The organism is Streptomyces sp. NPDC006879, assembly GCF_042869595.1.
Taxonomy (GTDB): Bacteria; Actinomycetota; Actinomycetes; order Streptomycetales; family Streptomycetaceae; genus Streptomyces.
Genome location: NZ_JBIAGC010000057.1, coordinates 1 through 21,416, shown reverse-complemented (window position 1 = coordinate 21,416; position 21,416 = coordinate 1). Strand labels below are relative to the sequence as shown.

General features: G+C 71.1%; 18 protein-coding genes, 1 pseudogene and 1 riboswitch (1 of these 20 running past the window's edge). Of the genes and pseudogenes, 15 read left to right on the top strand and 4 right to left on the bottom strand.

The window, feature by feature from the left end:
* A protein-coding gene (locus ACFYMC_RS27240) for an RNA polymerase sigma factor (RefSeq protein ID WP_388529960.1) crosses the window boundary here: on the top strand, nucleotides 1–833 show its 3' portion. 34 nt of this gene lie to the left of the window's left edge; 833 of the gene's 867 nt are visible here — the last part of the coding sequence; its start codon lies beyond the left edge, outside the window; its stop codon occupies nucleotides 831–833.
* Between the two features lie 383 nt (nucleotides 834–1,216).
* Here the strand turns inward: ACFYMC_RS27240 and ACFYMC_RS27235 are convergent, their stop codons facing one another.
* Nucleotides 1,217–2,416, bottom strand: a complete 1,200-nt coding sequence (locus tag ACFYMC_RS27235) for a PucR family transcriptional regulator (RefSeq protein ID WP_388529957.1) — start codon at nucleotides 2,414–2,416, stop codon at nucleotides 1,217–1,219.
* Between the two features lie 485 nt (nucleotides 2,417–2,901).
* Between ACFYMC_RS27235 and ACFYMC_RS27230 the strand changes: the two genes are divergently transcribed.
* From ACFYMC_RS27230 to ACFYMC_RS27215, 4 genes are all read left to right on the top strand, one after another.
* Nucleotides 2,902–3,666: a hypothetical protein gene (locus ACFYMC_RS27230; protein ID WP_388529955.1), complete on the top strand. Its 765-nt coding sequence runs from the start codon at nucleotides 2,902–2,904 to the stop codon at nucleotides 3,664–3,666.
* Nucleotides 3,654–5,156, top strand: coding sequence for an NADH-ubiquinone oxidoreductase-F iron-sulfur binding region domain-containing protein (locus ACFYMC_RS27225; protein ID WP_388529952.1), 1,503 nt, complete (start codon nucleotides 3,654–3,656; stop codon nucleotides 5,154–5,156). Before ACFYMC_RS27230 ends, ACFYMC_RS27225 begins: the two co-directional genes overlap by 13 nt.
* 204 nt (nucleotides 5,157–5,360) lie before the next feature.
* Nucleotides 5,361–6,383 carry an SCO0930 family lipoprotein gene (locus tag ACFYMC_RS27220; RefSeq protein WP_388529994.1) on the top strand — a complete coding sequence of 341 codons (1,023 nt, stop codon included), beginning with the start codon at nucleotides 5,361–5,363 and terminating at the stop codon, nucleotides 6,381–6,383.
* A gap of 101 nt (nucleotides 6,384–6,484) precedes the next feature.
* Complete coding sequence (locus ACFYMC_RS27215; protein WP_388529950.1) at nucleotides 6,485–6,901, top strand: hypothetical protein; 417 nt, start codon at nucleotides 6,485–6,487, stop codon at nucleotides 6,899–6,901.
* Here ACFYMC_RS27215 and ACFYMC_RS27210 read toward each other — a convergent pair.
* Nucleotides 6,890–7,039 carry a hypothetical protein gene (locus ACFYMC_RS27210; protein WP_388529947.1) on the bottom strand — a complete coding sequence of 50 codons (150 nt, stop codon included), beginning with the start codon at nucleotides 7,037–7,039 and terminating at the stop codon, nucleotides 6,890–6,892. The two genes, ACFYMC_RS27215 and ACFYMC_RS27210, sit on opposite strands and share 12 nt — an antisense overlap.
* A 196-nt stretch (nucleotides 7,040–7,235) precedes the next feature.
* Between ACFYMC_RS27210 and ACFYMC_RS27205 the strand changes: the two genes are divergently transcribed.
* The gene (locus ACFYMC_RS27205) at nucleotides 7,236–9,455 is read left to right on the top strand and encodes an NADP-dependent isocitrate dehydrogenase (protein WP_388529944.1); all 2,220 of its coding nucleotides are present in this window, start codon (nucleotides 7,236–7,238) and stop codon (nucleotides 9,453–9,455) included.
* Nucleotides 9,456–9,602: 147 nt separating this feature from the next.
* Here ACFYMC_RS27205 and ACFYMC_RS27200 read toward each other — a convergent pair whose 3' ends face one another.
* Nucleotides 9,603–11,006, bottom strand: a complete 1,404-nt coding sequence (locus ACFYMC_RS27200; RefSeq protein WP_388529941.1) for a cytochrome P450 — start codon at nucleotides 11,004–11,006, stop codon at nucleotides 9,603–9,605.
* Nucleotides 11,007–11,167: 161 nt separating this feature from the next.
* Nucleotides 11,168–11,324: riboswitch (adenosylcobalamin (AdoCbl) riboswitch) on the top strand.
* 8 nt (nucleotides 11,325–11,332) lie between these two features.
* On the opposite strand from ACFYMC_RS27200, the gene ACFYMC_RS27195 reads away from it, so the two are divergent.
* From ACFYMC_RS27195 to ACFYMC_RS27165, 7 genes and pseudogenes are all read left to right on the top strand, one after another.
* Complete coding sequence (locus ACFYMC_RS27195; RefSeq protein WP_388529938.1) at nucleotides 11,333–12,316, top strand: ABC transporter substrate-binding protein; 984 nt, start codon at nucleotides 11,333–11,335, stop codon at nucleotides 12,314–12,316.
* Nucleotides 12,317–12,339: 23 nt separating this feature from the next.
* Nucleotides 12,340–13,341, top strand: coding sequence for a FecCD family ABC transporter permease (locus ACFYMC_RS27190; RefSeq protein WP_388529991.1), 1,002 nt, complete (start codon nucleotides 12,340–12,342; stop codon nucleotides 13,339–13,341).
* Nucleotides 13,338–14,126 (top strand): ABC transporter ATP-binding protein, encoded by a 789-nt coding sequence (locus tag ACFYMC_RS27185; RefSeq protein ID WP_388529935.1) that lies wholly within the window; start codon nucleotides 13,338–13,340, stop codon nucleotides 14,124–14,126. The genes ACFYMC_RS27190 and ACFYMC_RS27185 overlap by 4 nt, the downstream gene beginning before the upstream one ends.
* 461 nt (nucleotides 14,127–14,587) lie before the next feature.
* Nucleotides 14,588–14,830 (top strand): hypothetical protein, encoded by a 243-nt coding sequence (locus ACFYMC_RS27180; protein WP_388529933.1) that lies wholly within the window; start codon nucleotides 14,588–14,590, stop codon nucleotides 14,828–14,830.
* Nucleotides 14,824–15,438 (top strand): RNA polymerase sigma factor, encoded by a 615-nt coding sequence (locus tag ACFYMC_RS27175; protein ID WP_388529930.1) that lies wholly within the window; start codon nucleotides 14,824–14,826, stop codon nucleotides 15,436–15,438. Before ACFYMC_RS27180 ends, ACFYMC_RS27175 begins: the two co-directional genes overlap by 7 nt.
* Nucleotides 15,439–16,165: 727 nt before the next feature.
* Nucleotides 16,166–16,858 (top strand): annotated as a pseudogene (locus ACFYMC_RS27170) (IclR family transcriptional regulator C-terminal domain-containing protein); the annotation flags it as partial.
* Nucleotides 16,859–17,358: 500 nt separating this feature from the next.
* Complete coding sequence (locus tag ACFYMC_RS27165) at nucleotides 17,359–17,757, top strand: DUF5133 domain-containing protein (protein WP_388529927.1); 399 nt, start codon at nucleotides 17,359–17,361, stop codon at nucleotides 17,755–17,757.
* Here the strand turns inward: ACFYMC_RS27165 and ACFYMC_RS27160 are convergent.
* Complete coding sequence (locus ACFYMC_RS27160) at nucleotides 17,670–18,653, bottom strand: alpha/beta hydrolase fold domain-containing protein (protein WP_388529924.1); 984 nt, start codon at nucleotides 18,651–18,653, stop codon at nucleotides 17,670–17,672. The two genes, ACFYMC_RS27165 and ACFYMC_RS27160, sit on opposite strands and share 88 nt — an antisense overlap.
* Before the next feature lie 272 nt (nucleotides 18,654–18,925).
* Here ACFYMC_RS27160 and tdh point away from each other — a divergent pair, with 272 nt between their 5' ends.
* The gene (gene tdh / locus ACFYMC_RS27155) at nucleotides 18,926–19,954 is read left to right on the top strand and encodes an L-threonine 3-dehydrogenase (protein ID WP_388529921.1); all 1,029 of its coding nucleotides are present in this window, start codon (nucleotides 18,926–18,928) and stop codon (nucleotides 19,952–19,954) included.
* Between the two features lie 132 nt (nucleotides 19,955–20,086).
* Nucleotides 20,087–21,280, top strand: coding sequence for a glycine C-acetyltransferase (locus ACFYMC_RS27150; RefSeq protein WP_388529918.1), 1,194 nt, complete (start codon nucleotides 20,087–20,089; stop codon nucleotides 21,278–21,280).
* Nucleotides 21,281–21,416: the final 136 nt, after the last annotated feature.

The window sequence follows — 21,416 nt, the reverse complement described above, 5'->3', positions numbered from 1 at the left end:
TGCGCCGCCGCGCCGCCGCCCCCCCCCCCCCCCCCCCCCCCCCCCCCCCCCCCCCCCCCCGCCCCCCCGCCCCCCCCCCCCCCCCCCCCCCCCCCCCCCCCCCCCACGGCTACGGCTCAGGGACGGCTGATGTCGCTGCGGGTGATCTCCTGTACCGGCGGCACCGTGCGGCTGCCCTCGCGTACGCACTGACCTGCTGCCGCCGCCGACACGACGCCGAGGACCTGGTGTCCGAGGCGTACCTGCGGACCCTGCAGGCGGTACGGGCCGGCACCGGGCCACGCGGCGCATGGCGCCCCTACCTCCTGGCCGTGGTGCGGCATACCGCGATGGAGTGGAGCGCGGGGGAGCGGCACACTCTCCCGGTCCCGGACGCGGAGGCCCTGCGCCCCCGGTTTCCCATGGAGGCCGATCCACAGGCACGGGTACTGGCCGGTGAGGACCTGCGCATGCTGGTCCGGGGGTTCCGTGCGTTGCCGGAGCGCTGGCAGACGGTGTTGTGGCGGACCCTGGTGGAGGAGGACTCCCCGCACGAGGTGGCCGCACTACTCGGGCTTTCGCCCAGTGGTGTCTCCTCGCTCGCGCTTCGCGCCCGGGAAGGCCTGCGCGAGGCGTACCTGAGGGCCCACGCCGGACGGCCGCGGGACGGGCTTTGCCGGCATTTCGGTGCGCTGTTGGGCACAGCGGTGCGGCGCGGGGGCACCAAACGGGTCCCGGGCCTCGCCCGCCATCTGGCAGCCTGCTCCTTCTGCACCCGGGTGTACGGTGAACTGCTCGGCGTCAACGCGGCCATGCGCGCCCCGGCCCGGCCCCGCAGCGCCTGCCGGCGATGAGCTCGGTCGCGGCGAGGGGCGCGCGATGCCCGCGGGCCGGTTGGCGGTGCGAGGCCGCTGCGCCCGAGCCAGCACGTGGCGTACGAGGCAAGTACGAGCTCCCCAAGGCCACTGCGGCATCTCCCGCGAGCTCGTCTGATTCCGGCAACGACTTCTTACCTCTCTGCCGGGCTGCCCGAACCGCCCGGCATGGGGCGCCCTGAGCTTTGCCGGGCGCCGCACCTGATGGTGTGCGCGGCGGTTGGGTGTGTCTACGCGGACCTGTCTGAGGTGGGTGCGCCGGCGGAGGGCACCGGCACACGAGACCCGTACGGACCGTTCGCGGCGAGGCGGCAGGGCGAAGGGGCCGGGGCACGCAGTGCGTGCCCCGGCCCCTTCGAAGGTCACAAGCCGTTGACCCGGGCCTCCCTGGCGATGCCCAGGGGCCGCAGGCCCACGCGGGCTCCCCTGGGTCTACCGACCATCCGGGAGTACTGTCGACGGGCCCGCTCCACCTGTGCGGCCAGTCGGCGGCTGCGCAGGGCCATCTCCAGCTCGAAGCGGGTTCGTGGATCCCGCAGACCCGGACCGAACAACTTCTCTATCTGGCGCAGCCGGTACCGCACCGTCTGGGGGTGGACCTTCAGGGCCTTGGCGGCCTCCGGGGCGCCGCCTCCTTCCAGCCAAGCCAGCAGTGTCATCTCCAGACGCTCGCTCTGACGCGGGGTGAGGGCGGCGAGAGGCTTGAGCCAGCGGGAAGCCAACGCACGCATCAACGACTCGTCCTGGAGCAACAGCAGCCCGGACAAGTGATCGTCCACGAACACCGCTCGGGCTTCCGGGCCGCTGCGGGTGGGGGTCATGGCGAGCAGCCGGCGGGCCCAACGGACGGAGGAAGCAGCATCGTTGAGCGGTACGACATGGCCGACGGCCGCGGCGCGGCCACGCAGTGCCGCGTCCAGTACTGCTCGCCCTGCGCTCTCCATCGGCGCCGCAGCGGCGGGGGTGTCACCCTCGACCTCCCGCTCTCCCGGGCGCTCGGAGATGAACTGCGCCTCTCCTGCGGCCAGTCGTTCCGGGTCGGGGATCAACAGGCACAGCTCGTCACCGACTGCCCCTACCAGGATGTCTCCGAGAGCCGAGAGCTGGGGAGCCTCTCCCGGGGTGACCAGCGCGACCGCCTGAACGGTCTGCGGCAGGGGCCAACCAGCCATTCTGGCGAGTTCGGCGAGCGGTGTTCCGGACCCCGGTGAGCCGGCGGCCAACACTTCGAACAGTTCGCGGCGAGCCCGTTCGGCCGAGGCCTTCAGAGGGGTCGACCCGGGCGGGGGCGTATCGGCGGCGACCGCAGGATGGCGCTCCACGGCGGCCGTTTCATCCGCCTCTTCGCCGATTGCGGTCATCAGGGCGTGTTGAACCCCATGTCGGACCTTCTCACGGTCTGTTTCCTCCAGTAGGTCTGCAAATCCGGGAATATCACGCTCAAGTTCCGCCACCACCTCGTCCGCCACGTACGGGAGTACGTGGCGCAGGACGCGGTTTATCTCGCTTTGGTGGCGTGACCGGATGCGGTTCACGAGTTCGTACATCTCTACCTCGTTCATGCTGGGTCGAGACCTGTCCGTGGGGGGCCGGGCAGGCCCGCAGAGGTGCCTCCGTCCCAGGGCGCCGGCGCCCTCGGGCCGGAGTAGAGGGTCCTCCGCAGCCTCGTAGAGGAACCTGCCGTTCACCCGTCCCGGAGCTTTGCGGTGTCTTTGCCTCCGGGACGTTTGCGAAGGATCATGCCGGTGGGCGAGCTCCGTCCGCACGAGCCGACACGAGAACTTGTCACGATGCGACAAAACCTGTGGAGGCCCGGTGAAGTTCAGCGAGGCTACTGCACCCAGAACGACTTGATGCCACTCGGCACCAGCACGATTGCGCGATCGGGAGGCCTCTGATGCCCATGTCCCCTCCGCAGGCGCCCCGTTCACGGGGATCACGCCGCAAGGGACGCCACGCCGGACCGGACCTGAGCGGCGGGCGACACAGCCCTGCCGGACCCAGTTCCGGTCCCAACGGATCACCGCGTCTGCGGACTTACGCCCTCGTGGGGGCGATCCTGCTCTTCCTCGCCGTCGCTGCCGGCGCCGGCGCCTTCTCCCGCTTCTGGGCCTTCTTGGACTTCGGAGCCGGGGTGCTGGCGCTGGTGTCGCTGACCTCGACCGTGCTCTGGGGTCTGGCTGCAACCGACCGGCTGTTCCTCCACTCCGCCCAGCGACTGCTGGCACAGGGGGTACACCGCGGTCTCGCGGTCAGCGGACTCGGCTTCCTGGCTCTGCACATCACGGTGAAGGTCGCCGACAACCGCACCAGCGCCGCCGCTGCCGCCGTACCCTTCACCGACATCGAGCAGCCGCTGCTCATCGGGCTGGGCACGCTCGCCGGCTATCTGTTCCTCGCGGTGGCCGTCACCGGGGCGGTTCGCAGTGCCTTCGCCTCCGGTGGCTCCTCCTCCCGCCTGCGTTCCCTGTCGTGGCGGGCACTGCACATGGGCGCCTATCCCGCATGGGGCGCCGCCTTGGTACACGGGCTGAAGTCCGGTCGCTCGGCCGATAGTTGGGTGACCGTCGGCTACGCTCTGGCGCTGGTCGGCGTCGCGGTGGCGCTGGCCCTGCGGACCTTTCCGCTAGGTGGTTCCACGGCTGGGGCGACCGCACGCATCCCGATCCCTGCCCAACGGACCGGGCCCCGCGCCGCCGGTCCTCGACCTGCCGCCCCGCCGTCGGGACAGTGGGCGCAACCGAGCCGCCCCGAGCCTTCGGGGCCGCAACAGCCTGAACCTCTCGGCGCCACCCGCGGATGGGGCCCGTGATCACTACCCGTCCCAAGCTCACCTCCATCGGCCCGCCCCGACTCCTCGCGGGTCTGGACGGCATGGACCGGCTGGACCGCGTCAATCACCTCACGGTGCACGGCACGCCACCCGCGATGCGCCCCGAGGACCTGGTGGCGCTCGCCGAGAACACCGACCTGCGCGGACGAGGCGGTGCCGGCTTCCCCTTCGCGCGCAAGGTGCGTGCGGTGATCGAAGCCGCGGAGGGCCGGGTGGCCCGCACCGCGGTCGTGGTCAACGGCAGCGAAGGCGAACCCAGTTGTCTCAAGGACACGGCCCTGTTGCTGCACACCCCGCACCTGGTTCTCGACGGCGCCCTGCTCGCGGCAACCGCCCTGGGCGCCGAAGAGGTCGCGATCGGCGTGCACCGCGGCGATGTCGAGCAGTCGGTCCGGGAGGCGATCGCCGAGCGAGGCGCGGACGCCCGTCGCGTCCGGGTCGACCGGCTCCCCGACCGCTTCGTCGCGGGCGAGGGTTCCGCGCTGGTGGCCGGCCTCAGCGGCGCCCCCGCACTTCCCTCCGGGCGTAAGATCCGCACCAGCGTCAGCGGCCTCGGTGGGCTGCCCACGCTGCTGTCGAACACCGAGACCTTCGCCCAGCTCGCCGTCGCGGCACGCATGGGCGCCCTGCCGTACCGGGCCACCGGCCTGCCCACCGAACCGGGCACCGTGTTGCTGACGGTGGCGGGCAAGTGGGTGGTGGAAACCCCCACCGGGGTGCCGCTGGCCTACGTCCTTCAGCTGTGTGGTCTCGGCCCCGGTCAAGGCGTCCTGGTGGGCGGCTACCACGGACGCTGGCTCGACCCGTACAGCGCTGCCCAGACGAGCATCTCCCGTGAATCGCTCTCCGCCTTCAACGGGGTGCTGGGCGCCGGCGCGGTACTGCCGCTGCCCGAAGGCACCTGCCCGGTCGGCGAGACCTTGAGGGTCACACGATGGATGGCTGCGGAGACCGCCGGTCAGTGCGGTCCCTGCGTACTGGGCCTGCCCGCCATCGCGGACACCCTGGCGGAGGTGGAGCGGGGCGCGTTCGGGGCCATGGAAGCCCTGCGTGGCTCGCTCGGCGCCGTGCTGCGCCGCGGTGCCTGTAGCCATCCCGACGGCACTTCCAACTTCGTGGCCTCTTCCCTGGCCGCGTTCCCGGAGGACTTCGCCGCCCACGCCGGGGGCGCCGGTTGCGGCCGGCCCGTCCTCGGCGTGCTGCCGGTGCCGTCCGACGGCAGCCCGCTGGCGCTGCCGCCGGGGCCGTCCGCGGGAGGTAAGGACGCCGAAAGCACGGAGGAACTCCTGGTCGACTGGACGCTGTGCCAGGGACATGGCCTGTGCGCCGACATCGTCCCTGACGTGGTCGAGCTCGGTGCCGACGGATACCCGGCGAAGGCCGTCATGGCAGTACCCCGGCAGCTGCGTCCGCAAGCCGTCCGTGCCGTCCGGCGCTGCCCGGCACTCGCGCTGCGCATCCAGGACTGAAGCCCGGCGCATCCACGCTCGTACCGGCTGCCACGGGGGCCGGTACGAACTGGTGCCCATTTCCTGCCACCGGTTTTTGCGTCTTGTGACAAATTCTCGGGCCAGTGAACACATTCGGGCTCGGTTGCGTATCGATAGGGAAACGGCGTTCGACGCCAATGAATTCAGGAACGAGCAATCCAGGGAGTGGTCGCAGTGGTCGGAATGGTCATGGGGAAGCGGCGTCGGATCGCCTTCGCGACGGCTGCGGTATCGGCTGTGCTGCTGGCGGCCGGCTGCGGCACGGGAGACGACAGCGGGCAGAGCACCTTGGTCCAATCGGCTGGAGGCAGCGGTTCCGCCAATGACGGTTACGGCTCGGACGGATACGGATCGGGTGGTTACGGAGCTCAGGCCGGCTCCTCAGGCTCCTCCGCGAAAGGTGTTGCTGCTCAGCAGCTCGGAATACGGGAAATCGCCGATGTGGGCCCGACCGTCACGGACAGCCGTGGATTTACGCTTTACCGGTTCGACAACGACACGCCGAAGCCGCCCGCTTCCAAGTGCGACGGGATCTGCGCCGACAAGTGGCCCCCGGTGCCCGCTGACGACGCCACCGCGTCGACCGGAATCAACCCCGAACTCCTGGGCGCCGTGCAGCGAGCGGACGGTTCGAAGCAGCTGACGCTGGCCGGCTGGCCCGTCTACCGCTACGACCAGGACGCCAAGCCGGGGGAGGCGAAGGGCGAGGGGGTCGGTGGCACCTGGCACGCCCTGGGCGCTGACGGCAAGCCTGCCAAGAACGCCGCCTCCAAGAGTGGCGAGGAGGCCGCGGACACCGGTGAGGAGGAGACGGAGCAGCGGACCGCCACGGGTGGCGGGGACCAACTGGCTGCGAAACAGGACGCCAAGCTCGGGACGATCCTGGTCGACGAAGCCGGCCGCACCCTCTACCGCTTCGACAAGGACAGCGCCTGGCCGATGAAGACCAACTGCACGGGCGACTGCCTGAAGATGTGGAAGCCAGCGAAGGCAGTGACCGACAAGTCCCGGGTGCGCGGTGTGGACCCCAAGCTGGTCAACACCTTCACGCGCCCCGACGGCAGCAAGCAACTCTCCATCGACTGCTGGATCGTCTACACGTACGTCGGTGACACCAAGCCGGGCGATGTGAACGGGCAGGGCAAGGGCGGCGTGTGGTGGGCGGTCAAGGAAGACGGAAAGAAGGCGGGCGCGTCCAAGAGCTGATCTCCCACAAGCTCCCTTCCTCGGACGGGGAGGCCCGCGCGCAGCGTGACGCGTCGGACCTCCCCGCCGACCCCGCCCCGAACGCACCAGGAGAGGCCGAAGTGCCACCCACGTCCCGTGCCCGCACCGCGGCCCTCCTGGCTGCGGCCCTCGCCTTCCTCGCTGCCTGTTCGGCCCGTTCGGAGAACGTCGAGCCACCCACCGTGGCCAGCCTGGCCAAGGTCGTCGGGTGCAAACCGGAACTGGTCACCGATGCCCGGGAGCTCACCGAGGGCGCCTGCCGTACCGGTGAGGGGGCGTTCCGTCTGCTCACCTTCTCGGCCAAGGAAGGGGAGGAGAACTGGCTCACGGAGGCCAAGGCCTACGGAGGGACCTACCTGGTGGGTGAGCGGTGGGTGGTGATCGCTTCGCAGCCCACCGCGCTGCCCGAGCTGCGCAGCAGCCTCGGCGGAAGAATCGAGGGCGGCGCGGAACACCAGGGTGCTGCCCCCGGTCACGCAGGAGGATCACACCACTGAGGCCTGTCCTTCCTGCTCCTGGAGCTGCGCCCGGTGGCGAGCCGTAGCCAGCTGGTGCCGCACGGCCCGTTCCGGGCGCGCGTACGGCCACGTGTTCCGCTGGCTGAGCACCCGGCCGCGCTGTGACACGCCTCGCATCTGTCGCCCACCGCCTCCTTGTCAGGACCGGCCGGCGCGACCTCGTGCCGGGCGGCGGCTGCCGCGGCTGATCCTCACGGGGGGCCGCCGCGGCGGCCGGCGTCCGTTCCGGCAGGCCCTTGTCGAGACGGCCCGTGGCAGGAGATATCTTGATGTCGAGCAATGTTGCAGACGTGGACGTGGAGCGGAGTACCCGGTGACAGACTCGACCATCATCTATACGCACACTGACGAGGCCCCCGCCCTGGCGACGCACTCGTTCCTGCCCGTGATCCAGGCCTACGCCTCGACGGCCGGTGTCACCGTCGAGACCCGTGACATCTCCCTGGCCGGCCGGATCATCGCCAGCTTCCCCGAGCGCCTGGAGGAGGGCCAGCGCATCCCCGACGCCCTCGCCGAGCTCGGGGCCCTTGCGAAGACCCCCGGCGCGAACATCATCAAGCTGCCGAACATCTCGGCTTCCATCCCGCAGCTGAAGGCGGCCGTCGCCGAGCTCCAGGAGCAGGGCTACGCGCTGCCGGACTACCCGGACGACCCCAAGAGCGACGAGGACAAGGACGTCCGCGCCCGCTACGACAAGGTCAAGGGCAGCGCCGTCAACCCGGTCCTGCGCGAGGGCAACTCCGACCGCCGTGCCCCGGCGTCGGTCAAGAACTACGCCAAGGCCCACCCGCACCGGATGGGCTCCTGGAGCTCCGAGTCGAAGACCAACGTGGCCACCATGGGCGCCGACGACTTCTGCTCCACGGAGAAGTCCGCCGTCGTCTCGCAGCCGGGTGCGCTGCGCATCGAGTTCGTCGCCGAGGACGGCGCCACCACCGTGCTGCGCGACTCCGTACCGGTGCTCGCCGGTGAGGTCGTCGACGCCTCCGTGATGCGCGTCGCGGCCCTTCGCGAGTTCCTGGCCGCCCAGGTCGCCCGCGCCAAGGCCGAGGGCGTGTTGTTCTCCGTCCACCTCAAGGCCACCATGATGAAGGTCTCCGACCCGATCATCTTCGGCCACGTGGTGCGCACGTTCTTCCCGAAGACCTTCGCGCAGTACGGCGCGGCGCTGGCCGCGGCGGGTCTGTCTCCCAACGATGGTCTGGGCGGGATCCTCAAGGGCCTGGACGCCCTCCCCGAGGGCGCGGCGATCAAGGCTTCCTTCGACGCGGAGCTGGCCGACGGCCCGGCCCTGGCGATGGTTGACTCCGACCGTGGCATCACCAACCTGCACGTGCCGAGCGACGTCATCGTCGACGCCTCCATGCCCGCGATGATCCGCACCTCCGGGCACATGTGGGGCCCGGACGGTCAGGAGGCCGACACCCTCGCGGTGCTGCCGGACAGCAGCTACGCCGGCATCTACCAGGTCGTCGTCGAGGACTGCCGTGCGCACGGCGCCTACGACCCGTCCACCATGGGTTCGGTTCCGAACGTGGGCCTGATGGCCCAGAAGGCCGAAGAGTACGGCAGTCACGACAAGACCTTCGAGATCGCCGCCGCCGGTACCGTCCGCGTGGTCGACACCACCGGCGCGGTCGTCCTGGCGCAGGACGTCGCCGCCGGCGACATCTTCCGGATGTGCCAGACCAAGGACCTGCCGATCCAGGACTGGGTCAAGCTCGCCGTCACCCGTGCGCGGGCCACCGGTACCCCGGCCGTCTTCTGGCTGGACGAGAACCGCGCCCACGACGCCAACCTCATCGCCAAGGTCAAGCAGTACCTCCCCGAGCACGACACCGAGGGCCTGCAGATCGAGATCATGTCGCCGGTCAAGGCGATCGCCTTCTCCCTGGAGCGCATCCGTCGGGGCGAGGACACCATCTCGGTCACCGGCAACGTGCTGCGCGACTACCTCACCGACCTGTTCCCGATCCTGGAGCTGGGCACCAGCGCCAAGATGCTCTCGGTGGTCCCGCTGATGAACGGTGGCGGCCTGTTCGAGACCGGTGCCGGTGGCTCCGCCCCCAAGCACGTCCAGCAGCTGGTCAAGGAGAACTACCTGCGCTGGGACAGCCTGGGCGAATTCCTGGCGCTTGCGGTCAGCTTCGAGCACCTCGCCACCACCACCGGTAACGCCCGCGCCCAGGTGCTCGCCGACACCCTGGACCGGGCCACCGGCACCTTCCTCAACGAGGACAAGTCGCCGAGCCGCCGCCTCGGCGGGATCGACAACCGGGGCAGCCACTTCTACCTGGCGCTGTACTGGGCCCAGGAGCTGGCCTCGCAGACCGCGGACGCCCAGTTGGCGGAGGCCTTCGCGGCCCTGGCCAAGACCTTGGGCGAGCAGGAGGAGACCATCGTCGGCGAGCTGATCGCCGTGCAGGGCTCCCCGGCGGACATCGGTGGCTACTACCAGCCGTCGGTGGCGAAGGCCGCGGCCGTCATGCGGCCCTCGCAGACCTTCAACCAGGCGCTGGGAACCCTCGCCTGACCCGCTGCGGGGCGGCTCGGTCCGTCCCGCGCGGACAAGCTCGAACCGGTGCCCCGGTCGGCGATCGCCGACCGGGGCACCGGCGTTCCCTCACAGGTGCTGAGAGCGGTGCGGTGGCTTTCTCTCGATCGTCCCCGTCAGGACGGTTCACGCCCCGTTCCCGTCGAGCTTTCGCAGCCGGGCGCGAGCCGGCCCCTTCGCGCGCAAGGTGATGCCGGTCTCCACCGGTACCTCCCGGTCCACCGCTTCGAGTTCGAAGGACTGCAGGATCATCGCCAGCGCGAGCGTCGACTCCAGCATGGAGAAGTGCTGGCCGATGCAGGCGCGTGGTCCTCCGCCGAAGGGCAACCAGGCGTAGCGCGGCCTGTCCTGCTCGGCCTGTGATGTGAACCGGTCCGGTCGGAACCGTTCGGGCTCCGGCCAGTAGGCGGGATTGCGGTGGATCACCCAGGGCGCCACCATCACGTCGGATTCCGCCGGCACGGTCATCCCGCCGATCTCCCGTGCCTCGACCGAACGGCGGCCGATGATCGGAGCGGCCGGATACAGGCGCATGGACTCCTTGAGGACCTGAGTCAGGTAGGGGAGTCGGTCCAGATCGGCCGCGGTGGGCACCCGGCCGGCCAGGACGCTCTCCACCTCCTGCCTGGCCAACTCCTGCTCCTTGGGGTGGCCGGCCAGCAGGTGCAGGGCGAATGCCATGGAGGTGGCGGTGGTCTCGTGCCCCGCCAACAGGAAGACCAGGACCTGTTCCCGGAGCTCGGCCGGGCCGAACGCCTCCTCCTGCTCGCTCTGCGCTTGGGTGAGCAGCGTCAGTAGATCGCAGGTCTGCTCCCGGGTGGACTTGGGCGCGGACTCCTGCGTACGCCCGTTGACAACCCGCCCCGCGATGATCGCGTCGCAGACGGCGTACAGCTCCTCGGTGGCCGCGGCTGCCCTGCGGTTCGCCGGGGTCGGCCAAGCCCGTGGCGGGTTCGCCGGCGAGAAGCCGCGCCGCAGCACGTACTCCCCGAGGATCGGGAAGCAGCGTTCCACCACGGCCACGGCACGCCCCACATCAGTGCCGAACAGGATGCGGGCCACCGTCCGCAGGGCCAGGTCCGCCATGTCCGGTACGAGGTCGACGGTGGCATCGGGGGAGTCGGACCAGCGACCTATCAGGGCCGCTGCCTCGATCGTCATGGCCCGGGCGTACCCGTCGACGCGCCGCCGAGTGAACAGGGGTTGCACCAGCCTGCGTTGACGAAGATAGTCGGCGTCCTGGCTGGTCAGAAGGCCATTGCCGAAGGACTCACGGACCTCCTGGTAGAAGAGGTTGTCCTTGCGGAAGTTGGCCGAGTCGGTGGCCAGGACCTGCTGTGCGCCCGTCGCGGAGAACACCGCGTACACCTCGTTGCGCAGCCCGGGGGGTCCTGCCACGAAACGGCACAGGTCCCCGAACTCGCGCTGTGCGGCCAAGAACGCGCCCAGCGAATCCCTTCTGAGCTCCCGGACCGAGCCGAGCAGTGGTAACCCCGTCGGTCCGGGGACCGACACCTCCCGTGCGCCCACGCCGCCCCCTAGGCGATCGCCGAACCCATGGTCGCCCGCGACAGCGGTCACGCAGCCGGGGCCACCCGAGACGCCCATTGTGCCGGACATCCCCGAACCCGGCGAGGGTGGGAACTCGACCCACCGCGGTGATCGGCGGCCATGACGGTCTGGCACACTGGCACTGATCACCAAGGCGGCGCAGGCCAGGAAGCCGGTGCGATTCCGGTACGGTCCCGCCACTGTGACCGGGCACGCCCTCGAAGGCGCGCCCGGAAGTCAGACACTGACGCGCCGCCTCTTCACTTCCATCGGGGACGAGGATCCCCGGAGAGGCAAACAGGGCCATGACCCGAACTCGCGCTTGCCTGCGCGCACTTCTCACGACCGCTCTGCTGGTTCCGCTCGCTGCCTGCGGCAGTCAGCCGGACCCGGTGCGCCAGCTCCAAGGCTCCCCCGCCGGCTTCCCGTTCACCGTGACCAACTGCGGGGTTCAGACGACTTTCGACGCGCCGCCGAAGCGTGCCGTGACCATGAACCAACACACCACCGAGATCCTGCTCGCCCTCGGGCTGGGGGACCGCATCGTCGGCACCGCCTACCTCGACGACGCCATCCTCGCGCGCTACCGCTCCGACTACCAGGGCATCAAGGTGCTCGCCAAGGAGTACCCCTCCAAGGAGGTCCTGCTCGCCGCCGCCCCGGACTTCGTGTACGGCGGCTACACCAGCGCCTTCGACGAGGGCGCGGGCCGAGACCGGGCAGGCCTGGAGAAGAGCGGCGTCGCCACCCGGCTCAGCGTGGAGTACTGCACCGAAGGCAAGGTCGGCCTCGACCAGTTGCGCACCGAGATCACCGAGGTCGCAAGGGTCTTCGGTGTTCCCGAGCGCGGAGCGCGGCTGCTCGCCGAGGGGCAGCGGCGCATCGAGGCCGTCAAGGCGAAGGTTTCCGCTGCGGAGCACCCCTCGGTCTTCGTCTACGATTCGGGCGACAACACGGCCTTCACCTCCGGTGGTCACGGCATCGGCAACGAGATCATCTCCCTCGCCGGCGGCGACAACGTCTTCTCCGACCTCAAGGACACCTTCGGGGACGTCTCGTGGGAACAGGTCGTGCAGCGTCGGCCCGAGGTGGTCGTCATCTACGACTACGGTGGTACGACCGTTGAGGCCAAGAAGAAGCGTTTGTTGCAGGACCCAGCACTCAGAGAGGTCCCGGCCGTCCGGGACCGGCGCTTCGCCGTGCTGCCGCTTTCCTCGGCGGTGCTCGGCGTACGAGTGGCGGACGCCGTAGAGGAACTCGCCCGCCAGCTCCATCCCGCCGCCCGGTGAGCGTCCGCCGTCTGCGGTTCCCGATGGCCCTGGGACTGCTGCTCGGCGCACTCACGGCCCTCGCCGTGGCCGCCCTGGTGTTGGGCCCGGTGCGGATACCCGTCCGGGAGGTCGTCACCATCCTCGTCGGCGGCGAGCGCACCGGGCCCTTCGCCGCCATCGTGTGGGAGGTCCGCCTGCCGCGGGTCTTGCTCGGCGCGGTGGTAGGGGCGGGGCTGGCCGTCACCGGCACCGTCTTGCAGGCCCTGGTGCGCAATCCGCTGGCCGACCCCTTCCTCCTCGGCGCTTCCTCGGGGGCTTCGACGGGCGCGGTGCTGGTCGTCGTCCTCGGTGTGGGAGCGGGCGCAGCCACCACCTTCGCGTTGCCGGTCGCCGCGTTCGCCGGGTCGACGCTCGCCCTGGTCGTGGTGTACGCGATGGCCCGACGCGGGGGCACCATGACCACCGGCAGGCTGATCCTGGCGGGCGTCGCCGTCCAGTACATCCTGACGGCCCTGACCAGTTTGGTCCTGGTGCTGTCGGCGTCCGCGCAACACGTCCGGGCGGTCCTGTTCTGGACCCTCGGCGGGTTGGGTGCGGCTCGCGGGGACAGCTTGGCCCTGCCCGCCGCGGCACTGATCCTCGGCACCGCGCTGCTCCTCGCCCTGGCCCGGCCGCTGGACCTCCTCCTCGCGGGGGAGGAAGGGGCCCGCACGTTGGGCTTGGACACCAGTCGCTTCCGTGCGGTCGTCTTTGTCCTCGCCTCACTGGTGATCGGCGTGTTGGTGGCGTTCAGCGGTGCGATCGGTTTCGTCGGGCTGATGGTGCCGCACGCCGCCCGGATGCTGGTGGGTGCCTCGCACCGGCGGCTGTTGCCGGTGGCCGCGCTCGGCGGGGCGGTATTCCTGCTGCTGGCCGACCTGGTGGCGCGCACGGTGGCGGCGCCCGAGGAGATTCCGGTGGGTGTGGTCACGGCACTCATCGGCGGCCCCTTCTTTCTGTGGCAGCTGCGCCGCACCAGCCGAACCGAGGGGATCAGCGGATGACCGCCCGACCACCCGCAGAACTGCGCGTCGAGGCAGTGGTGTTCGAGATCGACGGGCGTACCCTCCTCGATGCGGTGGACCTGAGCGCGGCAGCCGGGCTGACCGTGGGGCTGGTAGGCCCCAACGGCAGTGGCAAGACCACCCTGCTGCGCTGTGTGTACGGTGCGCTGCGCCCCGATGCCGGACGGATTCTGCTGGACGGTCTCGATGTGGGCTCGGTGCGAGTGCGTGACCGGGCCCGCCGCATCGCGGTCGTCCCGCAGGACGCCACCGGAACCTTCGGTTTGACGGTCCGTGAGGTGGTTTCGATGGGGCGCAGTCCGCACAAGCGGTTCTGGGAGGCGGACGGTCCCGACGACGTCCGTCGGGTCGACGCGGCGCTGGCGCGGGTGGGCGTGAACCCACTGGCGGAGCGCGCCTTCGACGGGCTCTCTGGAGGGGAGCGCCAACGGGTCCTGATAGCAAGAGCGTTGGTGCAGGAGCCCGGACTGCTCGCACTGGACGAGCCCACCAACCACCTGGACATCCGCTACCAGTTGGAGATCCTGTCACTGGTTCGGGGGCTCGGCACCACCAATCTGGTGGTGCTGCACGACCTCAATCTGGCCGCAGCCTACTGTGACCTGCTGTACGTCCTGGACGCCGGTCGAGTGGTCGCATCGGGTCCGCCGGTCGAGGTGCTCACCGAGCGGGTGCTGGCCGAGGTCTACGGGGTGCGCGCCAGTGTCGGTGTGCACCCGACCACGGGGGTGCCCACCCTCGTCTACCTCCCCCCGGACCGATGAGCGGGCGCCGTCCTCGGCTGGGGCGTGGGCGCGGCGGTCAACGTCGCCAGGACCGCCGGACCGGCGGGGAGGGCATGTCGGGCGCAGGTGGGGCCGGGTCGTGTGCGGCGGCGTGCAGCGAAGCAGGAACCCACCCGATGTCCTCACCCCACCAGGGAGCAAGGGACATCCCCGGCCGGGACCAGGGGGGCGTCAACCGCTTCGTACCCGCTGTCGCTTCTGCGCCCGTGCCGAGTCCGTGCGGTGCGCAAGTGCTGTCTGACGTTCCGCCAGGAAGGCCTCCGAGCCTATGCGGGACAGGCCATTCCGGTGGCATGTGCACCTCGGTGAGATTGCGGCAGGTGTGATCGACTGGTGTGACTAGATGAGCTTTTCTGGTCGTCCGTTAATGGACTGGCACAGGCTTCCGTATGAGGGGTGAGGGCGCGCCCGCGTCCTACCCACCACAGACGAGGAGCGCCATGACCCCCTGGGATTTGGCCGGGACCCTTCCGGCCGCCGTGAGCGCGCTCGCCGCGCTCTGGCGCCATTCCCGGGCCGCGGGCCCGCACCGCCGCCCGCGTGATCCTGGGGCTCGCCCGTCGGCAGCCGAACGCGATACGACGGTGCTGCGCTACGAGGCCCAGGGCGGCGCCACCATCACCTTGTGGCGGACCGGTCCACCCCAGCGACGCACGGACCCGGAGGGCTACGAGACGTGGTGAAAGGCGCCTCGCACCGGGAGCCGCTCTGCTTCGACGGGGAGCTGGGCCAGCGCCTCCTCGACAACTTCGACGCCTACCAGCGCAAGACCCTGGGCTTCTTGCGCTGCCGCTACCCGGTGCTGACCGGCTACCACGAGGACATCTGGCAGGAAGCCTTCGTCCGGACCGCGCGCGCCTGCCAGCGCGGCCGGCTCGATCCAGCTCGTGACCCCTACCACTACCTGCGCAAGGCGGCCGAGAACCTGGCCCGCGACGCGGTGGAGGAACGGCGTGAGGAACCCGTGGACGAGGAGCGCCTGCGCCGGGCACAGGAATCCGTCGCGGCCCGCGGGGGTCCCGAGACGCGGGCGAGTGAGGAGATCAGGGAGGTGCTGCGCCCGGCGATCGACCGGATGAGGGCCACCCAGCGCCGTGCCGTGGTCGAGTTGCAGTCGCTCGGGCTGGAGGACCAGGAGATCGCGGACAACCTCCGCGTCCCCCGGCAACAGGTCGCCGTGCAGCGGTCCCGTGCGGTCGACGAACTCCAGTCCATGGAGAGCATCCGCAACCGCACCAGGGCCGGACACCTCAAGAGGCAGCCCCCGAGGGAAGGGCACACAGGTGAGTGACGTGAACAACGAGGAGACCGGCGGTTCTGCCTGCCCCCCACCCGGGTCCGCCCCGAGCCACCGCAGCAGGGCGAGGCCGCAGGCCCGGCCCGACGACGGCCTCGACGCGCTGCTGGCCTCGCTGGAAGGGCCTGCGGACCACTGGGACCGACCGGAAGGCGACTGGGGGGTTCCCGAGCCCGACGCCGGGGCCGCGGAACAGCGTCGCCACGCCAACTCCTGTTACCGGTTGGGCAGCACCGCCCTGCGGCGGGGCGAGCTCCGCCCGGCCGGGCGCTGGCTCGGCCAGGCGCAGCGGCACGGTCATCCCGGTGCAGCCTTCCGTCTCGCGGTGGTCGTGCACCGCCGGTCCGTGGGCACCGGCCGTGATGAGGTGGTGGAGCTGCTCGCCCGGGCCGCCCGGTGGGGCCACGCAGACGCTCGACGTCTGCTGACCGATCCCGCCAGCATGGCCCGCAGCAGCCCGACCGCCTGGCAGGACCCGGAGTTCGCCACCGAACTCCGTACCGTCCTGCGTCCGGCCGGCCCCGTCCGCCAAGCCGTCGACGCGAGCCCCCACCTGTCCGGCGGACCCCACCAGGACCCCGTGCAGGCACCGCTTTGGAGCTCCGCGGCGCCGCGGTGGTCTCCGCTCGCGCTTCGCGCGCCCTCGCTGGGCGCCTCCCCGGGGGAACCGTCCCGCGGCGCCGCGGGGGGTTCACGGGAGAAGGCGCACCGGGCGCTACGCGTGCTGGAGGCGATCAGCCGTCACTCGGGTGGGGTGAGCAGGTCCCAGCTCGCCCGGGAGACCTCGCTGCCCCACCGGGTGCTCGGCGAGGTCCTGGGAATGCTGTGCCGCCAGAGGCTGGCGATCTGGCTCACGGACGGGGCGTACACGGCCGGGCCCGCTCTGCGTGCCCTCGGGTCGGGCGACCGGGCCGCCTCCGAACGGACTTTGCGGCGCACCCTCCTCGCGCTGCGGGACGCCGTCGGTGCGGCCGTCTACGTCTCCCGTTACGAAGCCGGTGAGGTCCGCATCTCGCACTTCGCGGACGGGCCGGGCACCCCTTGCGTCCTTGAGTGGGTGGACTTCCGCGCCGCGGCCCACGCCAGCGCCGTCGGGAAGTGCCTGCTGTCCCAGTTGGACCCGGACGGCCGCCGCGATCACGTGTCCCGGCACCGGACCGCCCGGTTCACCTCGCGCACCATCACCGATGAGAAGGTCCTCTTCACCAGGCTCGACAGCCAGCCGCCCTCCGTGCCGGTCCTCGACCTCCAGGAGTACGCGGAAGGCACGGTCTGTGCGGCCGTCCCGGTCAACCTGGGTGCAGAAGTGACCTGTGTGGCCCTGTCCCTCCCGTACACCCAAGCCCACCGCCTGGCGGAGGCGTGCCGGATCCTCAGCGGTCAGGCGGCGACCGTGCTCCTGTCGCTGTTGCTGGTGGGGGAGGCAGGTCGTGGGGCTTCCAGCGGTACCTCCCAGGGGCACGGAGCCACCACGACCACCGAGGGCGGATCCGCCGCGGAGCCGATCCTGACGGGGGACTTCCTTCGACACCACCGTGCCTACCTGCCGATGCCTCCCGGCCACCGCCCGGATACCACCCCCCGGGGGTATTGGGCCGAAGGCGCCGCCTCGCCGCACGGCTACGTCCTCGACTGCGCCGGTGCCCCATCCGCGGACGCCGGGACGCTGGTGCTGCCCCGCAGGGCGGGTGATCTCCTCACACCCGGCGCCCCCACCGACCGGTTGCCGACCGGCTGGCCCCCCTCGCCGCACTGGCGGGGAGACCCGGCGCTGCGCTGCGCTCAGGCGGCCACCGGCGCCGCCTGAGGTCTTCGCCCGGTGGCCGTTCGAGACCGGCCCGGGGGCGGTGGCCGCGCGGGCCCGCGGCGGGCGGGGCAGAATGGCTCCGGGGGCATGTGTGGTCACACTGTGTGATGTCCGCGCCCAAGGGAACAGGAGTGTGCATGCTGCTGCCCGACAAGACGCTGCTGGACTCGCTGCTCCGGCGCTACCACGCCTGGGAGACGGTGGTCCGTCTCGCCCCACGGGACGCCACCAGCCGGCGCCGGCTGGAAGACGTCGCGTACACGCTGTGCGTGCTCATGGGGCGGCGGACGGCAGTCGAAGCGGTCAGCGCGGCCGAACGCTACCTCATGGGCCGGCCGTCGACGCAGGTAGACGCCGCGGCTTCGCAGCCCGGTCCCGCCGGTTCGCGGTCGGCCCGGGTGCGACCTTCAGCGCGTCGTCACGGTCCGCACTCGGCGACCGCGCGGGTCAGGTCGACGATGCGGGCGCGCGCGGCGCGTCCCTCCGGGACCGGGAGCAGCGGGTAACCGTGCGACTGGCCCGGCGCCAGGTGGTAGTCCGGGTCCGCCCCGGCGGCTCGCAGCCGTTCGCGCAGTTCGAGGGCGTCGGTGTGCAGCACGTCCCGGGTGCCGGTGAAGACGCTCAGCGGGGCGAGCCCGGACAGCTTCCCGTACAGCGGGCTGACCATCGGATGGGTCGCTTCCTTGGTGCCGGCGTACAGCCGGCCCGCTTCGCGCAGGCCGGGGAGACCGAGCACGGGGTCGAGCGGTTCCACTGCCTCCTGGCCGGGGTGGCTGGCGCTCAGATCCAGCCAGGGGGAGACCAGGACGATCCGCGAGGGCAGCAGCCCCGAGCGGTCGCGCAGCCGCTGGGCGGCTGCCAGCGCGAGCCCGCCACCGGCTCCGGTGCCCAGCAGGACGGTGCCTCCCGTGCCCCCGTTGGTGATGAGCCCGCTGAGCAGGTCAGCGGCGGCCGGGACGTTGCGTTCCGCGGTGCCGCGCGGCGCCAACGTGTAGGCCGGGACGACGCAGTGGGCGCCGGCCTCGGTGACCAGTTGGCGAACCAGTGACCAGTGGGAGCGCCCTATCTCGTCGATGAAGGTTCCACCGTGCAGGTACAGCACCCGAACGGCCGCTTCCCGGTGGCGCGGCGCGACGTCGTACACGGGCCAGGCGCCGACGAACGATCGGGAGACCTCAGCGACCCGGCCCAGCCCCCGTGGCGGCCAGTGCGCGGAAGGTCGACGAACGTTGCGCCCGATGTGTTCGTGCACGCGCGCCGCGCTCCCGTAGCGCCGGCGCCTGCCGGAGGCGAGGAGCGCGGCCGACAGCAGCCGACTGCGCCGGGTCCCGGCGGGAGCTGCCGGAGGAGGCGTTGCCGTCCCCCGGTCGCCGTCCTCCCCGGTCGCCGTCGTCGCCCTCATCTCGCCCCCCTTGCCGGTCCCCATCGGTTCCCCCCTCTTCGGATCATCGTACGGGCGGCTCGCGGATGTGAAGCTGCGCTGTTGGCCCGGTTAAGAAATCCTCGATGGACGCAACCCTCCCCCCATGGGCAGATTGGTGATCGTCGCCGCGACCGCGGTCAGCCCCACCCTGGGCGCCGGCGCCGCACGACCCCCGCCTCATGCTGTACCCCTCGCCGTACCGATGCACAACCCGTGCGTCCGGACGCGCCTGTCACGCCTGGAGCCGCACGATGAAGGCACTCGTCAAGCACAAGGCCGAGCCCGGACTCTGGCTCATGGACGTACCCGAGCCCGAGATCGGGCCGGCAGACGTGCTGATCAAGGTGCTGCGCACCGGCATCTGCGGCACCGACCTGCATATCCGCACCTGGGACGGCTGGGCCCAGGGCGCGGTCCGCACTCCTCGGGTGCTCGGCCACGAGTTCGTCGGCGAGGTCGCCGCGATCGGATCTGACGTGCGCGACATCGAGATCGGCGCCCTGGTCAGCGGCGAGGGGCACCTCGTGTGCGGAAAGTGCCGCAACTGCCTGGCTGGCCGCCGCCATCTGTGCCGCTCCACGGTCGGACTCGGAGTCGGCCGCGACGGTGCCTTCGCGGAGTACCTCGCCCTGCCCGCCACCAACGTGTGGGTGCACCGCACTCCGGTGGACCTGGACGTAGCCGCGATCTTCGATCCGTTCGGCAACGCCGTCCACACCGCACTGTCCTTCCCGCTGGTTGGCGAGGACGTGCTGATCACCGGCGCCGGCCCGATCGGCATCATGGCCGCCGCGGTCGCCCGGCACGCCGGTGCCCGCAACGTCGTGATCACCGACGTGAGCCCCGAGCGACTGGCGATCGCGAGGAAGGCCGGCGCCACGCTGGCCGTCAACGTCGCCGAGACGACGATCGCCCAGGCGCAACAGCAGCTCGGCCTGCGCGAGGGCTTCGACATCGGCCTGGAGATGTCCGGCCGCGGCGAGGCGATGCGCGAGATGATCGAGAACATGACGCACGGCGGCCGGATCGCCATGCTCGGCCTGCCCGCCCAGGATTTCGCGGTGGACTGGGCCAAGGTCGTCACCTCGATGATCACCATCAAGGGCATCTACGGCCGGGAGATGTTCGAGACCTGGTACGCCATGACGGTGTTGCTCGAAGGCGGTCTGGACCTGAGCCCGGTCATCACCGGCTCCTATGGTTACCAGGACTTCGAAGCCGCCTTCGACGAGGCGGCCACCGCACGCAGCGGCAAGATCATCCTGGACTGGACGGCCTGACCCCGGGCCGGTTGCCGCCACCGCCGCCAGCCAAGACCAACCGTCCCCGGGCCGGGCCCCGCACACCCTCCCCCTCCCGCGGGGCCCGGCCCCCTCCCGCTTCCGCGCCCGTACGCCCAAGGAGCCCCGAACATGTACGAGTCCGTACGCGCTGACCTCCGCGCCACCCTCGACGAGATCCGTGCCGCCGGTCTGCACAAGCCCGAACGGGTCATAGGAACACCCCAGAACGCCTCCGTGGACGTCACCTCCGGTGGAGCCGCCGGTGAGGTGCTGAACTTCTGCGCCAACAACTACCTGGGGCTGGCGGACCACCCCGAGGTCGTCACCGCGGCCAAGGAGGCCCTGGACCGCTGGGGTTACGGCATGGCCTCCGTGCGCTTCATCTGCGGCACCCAGGAGGTCCACAAGGAGCTGGAGAGGCGCCTCTCGGCCTTCCTCGGCCAGGAGGACACGATCTTGTACTCCTCCTGCTTCGACGCCAACGGGGGCGTCTTCGAGACCCTCCTCGGTCCCGAGGACGCGGTCATCTCCGACGCCCTCAACCACGCCAGCATCATCGACGGGATCCGACTGTCCAAGGCCCGCCGGCTGCGCTACGCGAACCGCGATCTCGCCGAACTAGAGACGCGGCTCAAGGAGTCCCAGGACGCGCGCCGCCGCCTGATCGTCACCGACGGCGTGTTCTCCATGGACGGATACGTGGCGCCGCTCGCCGAGATCTGCGATCTCGCCGACCGCTACGACGCGATGGTCATGGTCGACGACTCGCACGCCGTCGGTTTCGTGGGCCCCGGTGGGCGCGGCACCCCAGAACTCCACGGGGTCATGGACCGGGTCGACATCATCACCGGCACCCTCGGCAAGGCCCTCGGCGGCGCTTCCGGCGGATACGTCTGTGCACGCAGCGAGATCGTCGAGCTGCTGCGCCAGCGTTCGCGTCCGTACCTCTTCTCCAACTCCCTGGCCCCGGTGATCGCCGCCGCGTCCCTGAAGGTCCTCGACCTGCTGGAGTCCGCCGGTGACCTGCGCGAGCGGCTCGCCGCCAACACCGCGCTCTTCCGTTCCAAGATGGGTGAGGCCGGCTTCGAGATCCTGCCCGGAGACCACGCCATCGCCCCCGTCATGATCGGTGATGCGGCGGAAGCCGGGCGGATGGCGGAACTGCTGCTGGAGCGGGGTGTCTACGTGATCGGCTTCTCCTATCCCGTCGTGCCCATGGGCGCGGCCCGCATCCGGGTCCAGCTCTCCGCCGCGCACTCCACACAGGACGTCGAGCGCGCCGTGGCTGCCTTCATCGACGCCCGAGCCGCCCTGCACGCCTGATCAACGACGTGGGGGGGGGGGGGGGGGGGGGGGGGGGGGGGGGGGGGGGGGGGGGCGCGGGCGGGGGGGGGGGGGGGGGGGGGGGCGGCGGGGCGCCGGCCGCGGGGCGGGGGGGGGGGGCGGGGGGGGGGCGGCC

Excerpts from the sequence above, each read along its gene's own strand:
- ACFYMC_RS27235 (WP_388529957.1), bottom strand. The coding sequence starts at position 2,416 with ATGAACGAGGTAGAGATGTACGAACTCGTGAACCGCATCCGGTCACGC.
- ACFYMC_RS27225 (WP_388529952.1), top strand. The coding sequence starts at position 3,654 with ATGGGGCCCGTGATCACTACCCGTCCCAAGCTCACCTCCATCGGCCCG.
- ACFYMC_RS27220 (WP_388529994.1), top strand. The coding sequence starts at position 5,361 with ATGGTCATGGGGAAGCGGCGTCGGATCGCCTTCGCGACGGCTGCGGTA.
- ACFYMC_RS27210 (WP_388529947.1), bottom strand. The coding sequence starts at position 7,039 with ATGCGAGGCGTGTCACAGCGCGGCCGGGTGCTCAGCCAGCGGAACACG.
- ACFYMC_RS27195 (WP_388529938.1), top strand. The coding sequence starts at position 11,333 with ATGACCCGAACTCGCGCTTGCCTGCGCGCACTTCTCACGACCGCTCTG.
- ACFYMC_RS27190 (WP_388529991.1), top strand. The coding sequence starts at position 12,340 with ATGGCCCTGGGACTGCTGCTCGGCGCACTCACGGCCCTCGCCGTGGCC.
- ACFYMC_RS27185 (WP_388529935.1), top strand. The coding sequence starts at position 13,338 with ATGACCGCCCGACCACCCGCAGAACTGCGCGTCGAGGCAGTGGTGTTC.
- ACFYMC_RS27180 (WP_388529933.1), top strand. The coding sequence starts at position 14,588 with ATGACCCCCTGGGATTTGGCCGGGACCCTTCCGGCCGCCGTGAGCGCG.
- ACFYMC_RS27165 (WP_388529927.1), top strand. The coding sequence starts at position 17,359 with ATGTCCGCGCCCAAGGGAACAGGAGTGTGCATGCTGCTGCCCGACAAG.
- ACFYMC_RS27160 (WP_388529924.1), bottom strand. The coding sequence starts at position 18,653 with ATGAGGGCGACGACGGCGACCGGGGAGGACGGCGACCGGGGGACGGCA.
- tdh (WP_388529921.1), top strand. The coding sequence starts at position 18,926 with ATGAAGGCACTCGTCAAGCACAAGGCCGAGCCCGGACTCTGGCTCATG.
- ACFYMC_RS27150 (WP_388529918.1), top strand. The coding sequence starts at position 20,087 with ATGTACGAGTCCGTACGCGCTGACCTCCGCGCCACCCTCGACGAGATC.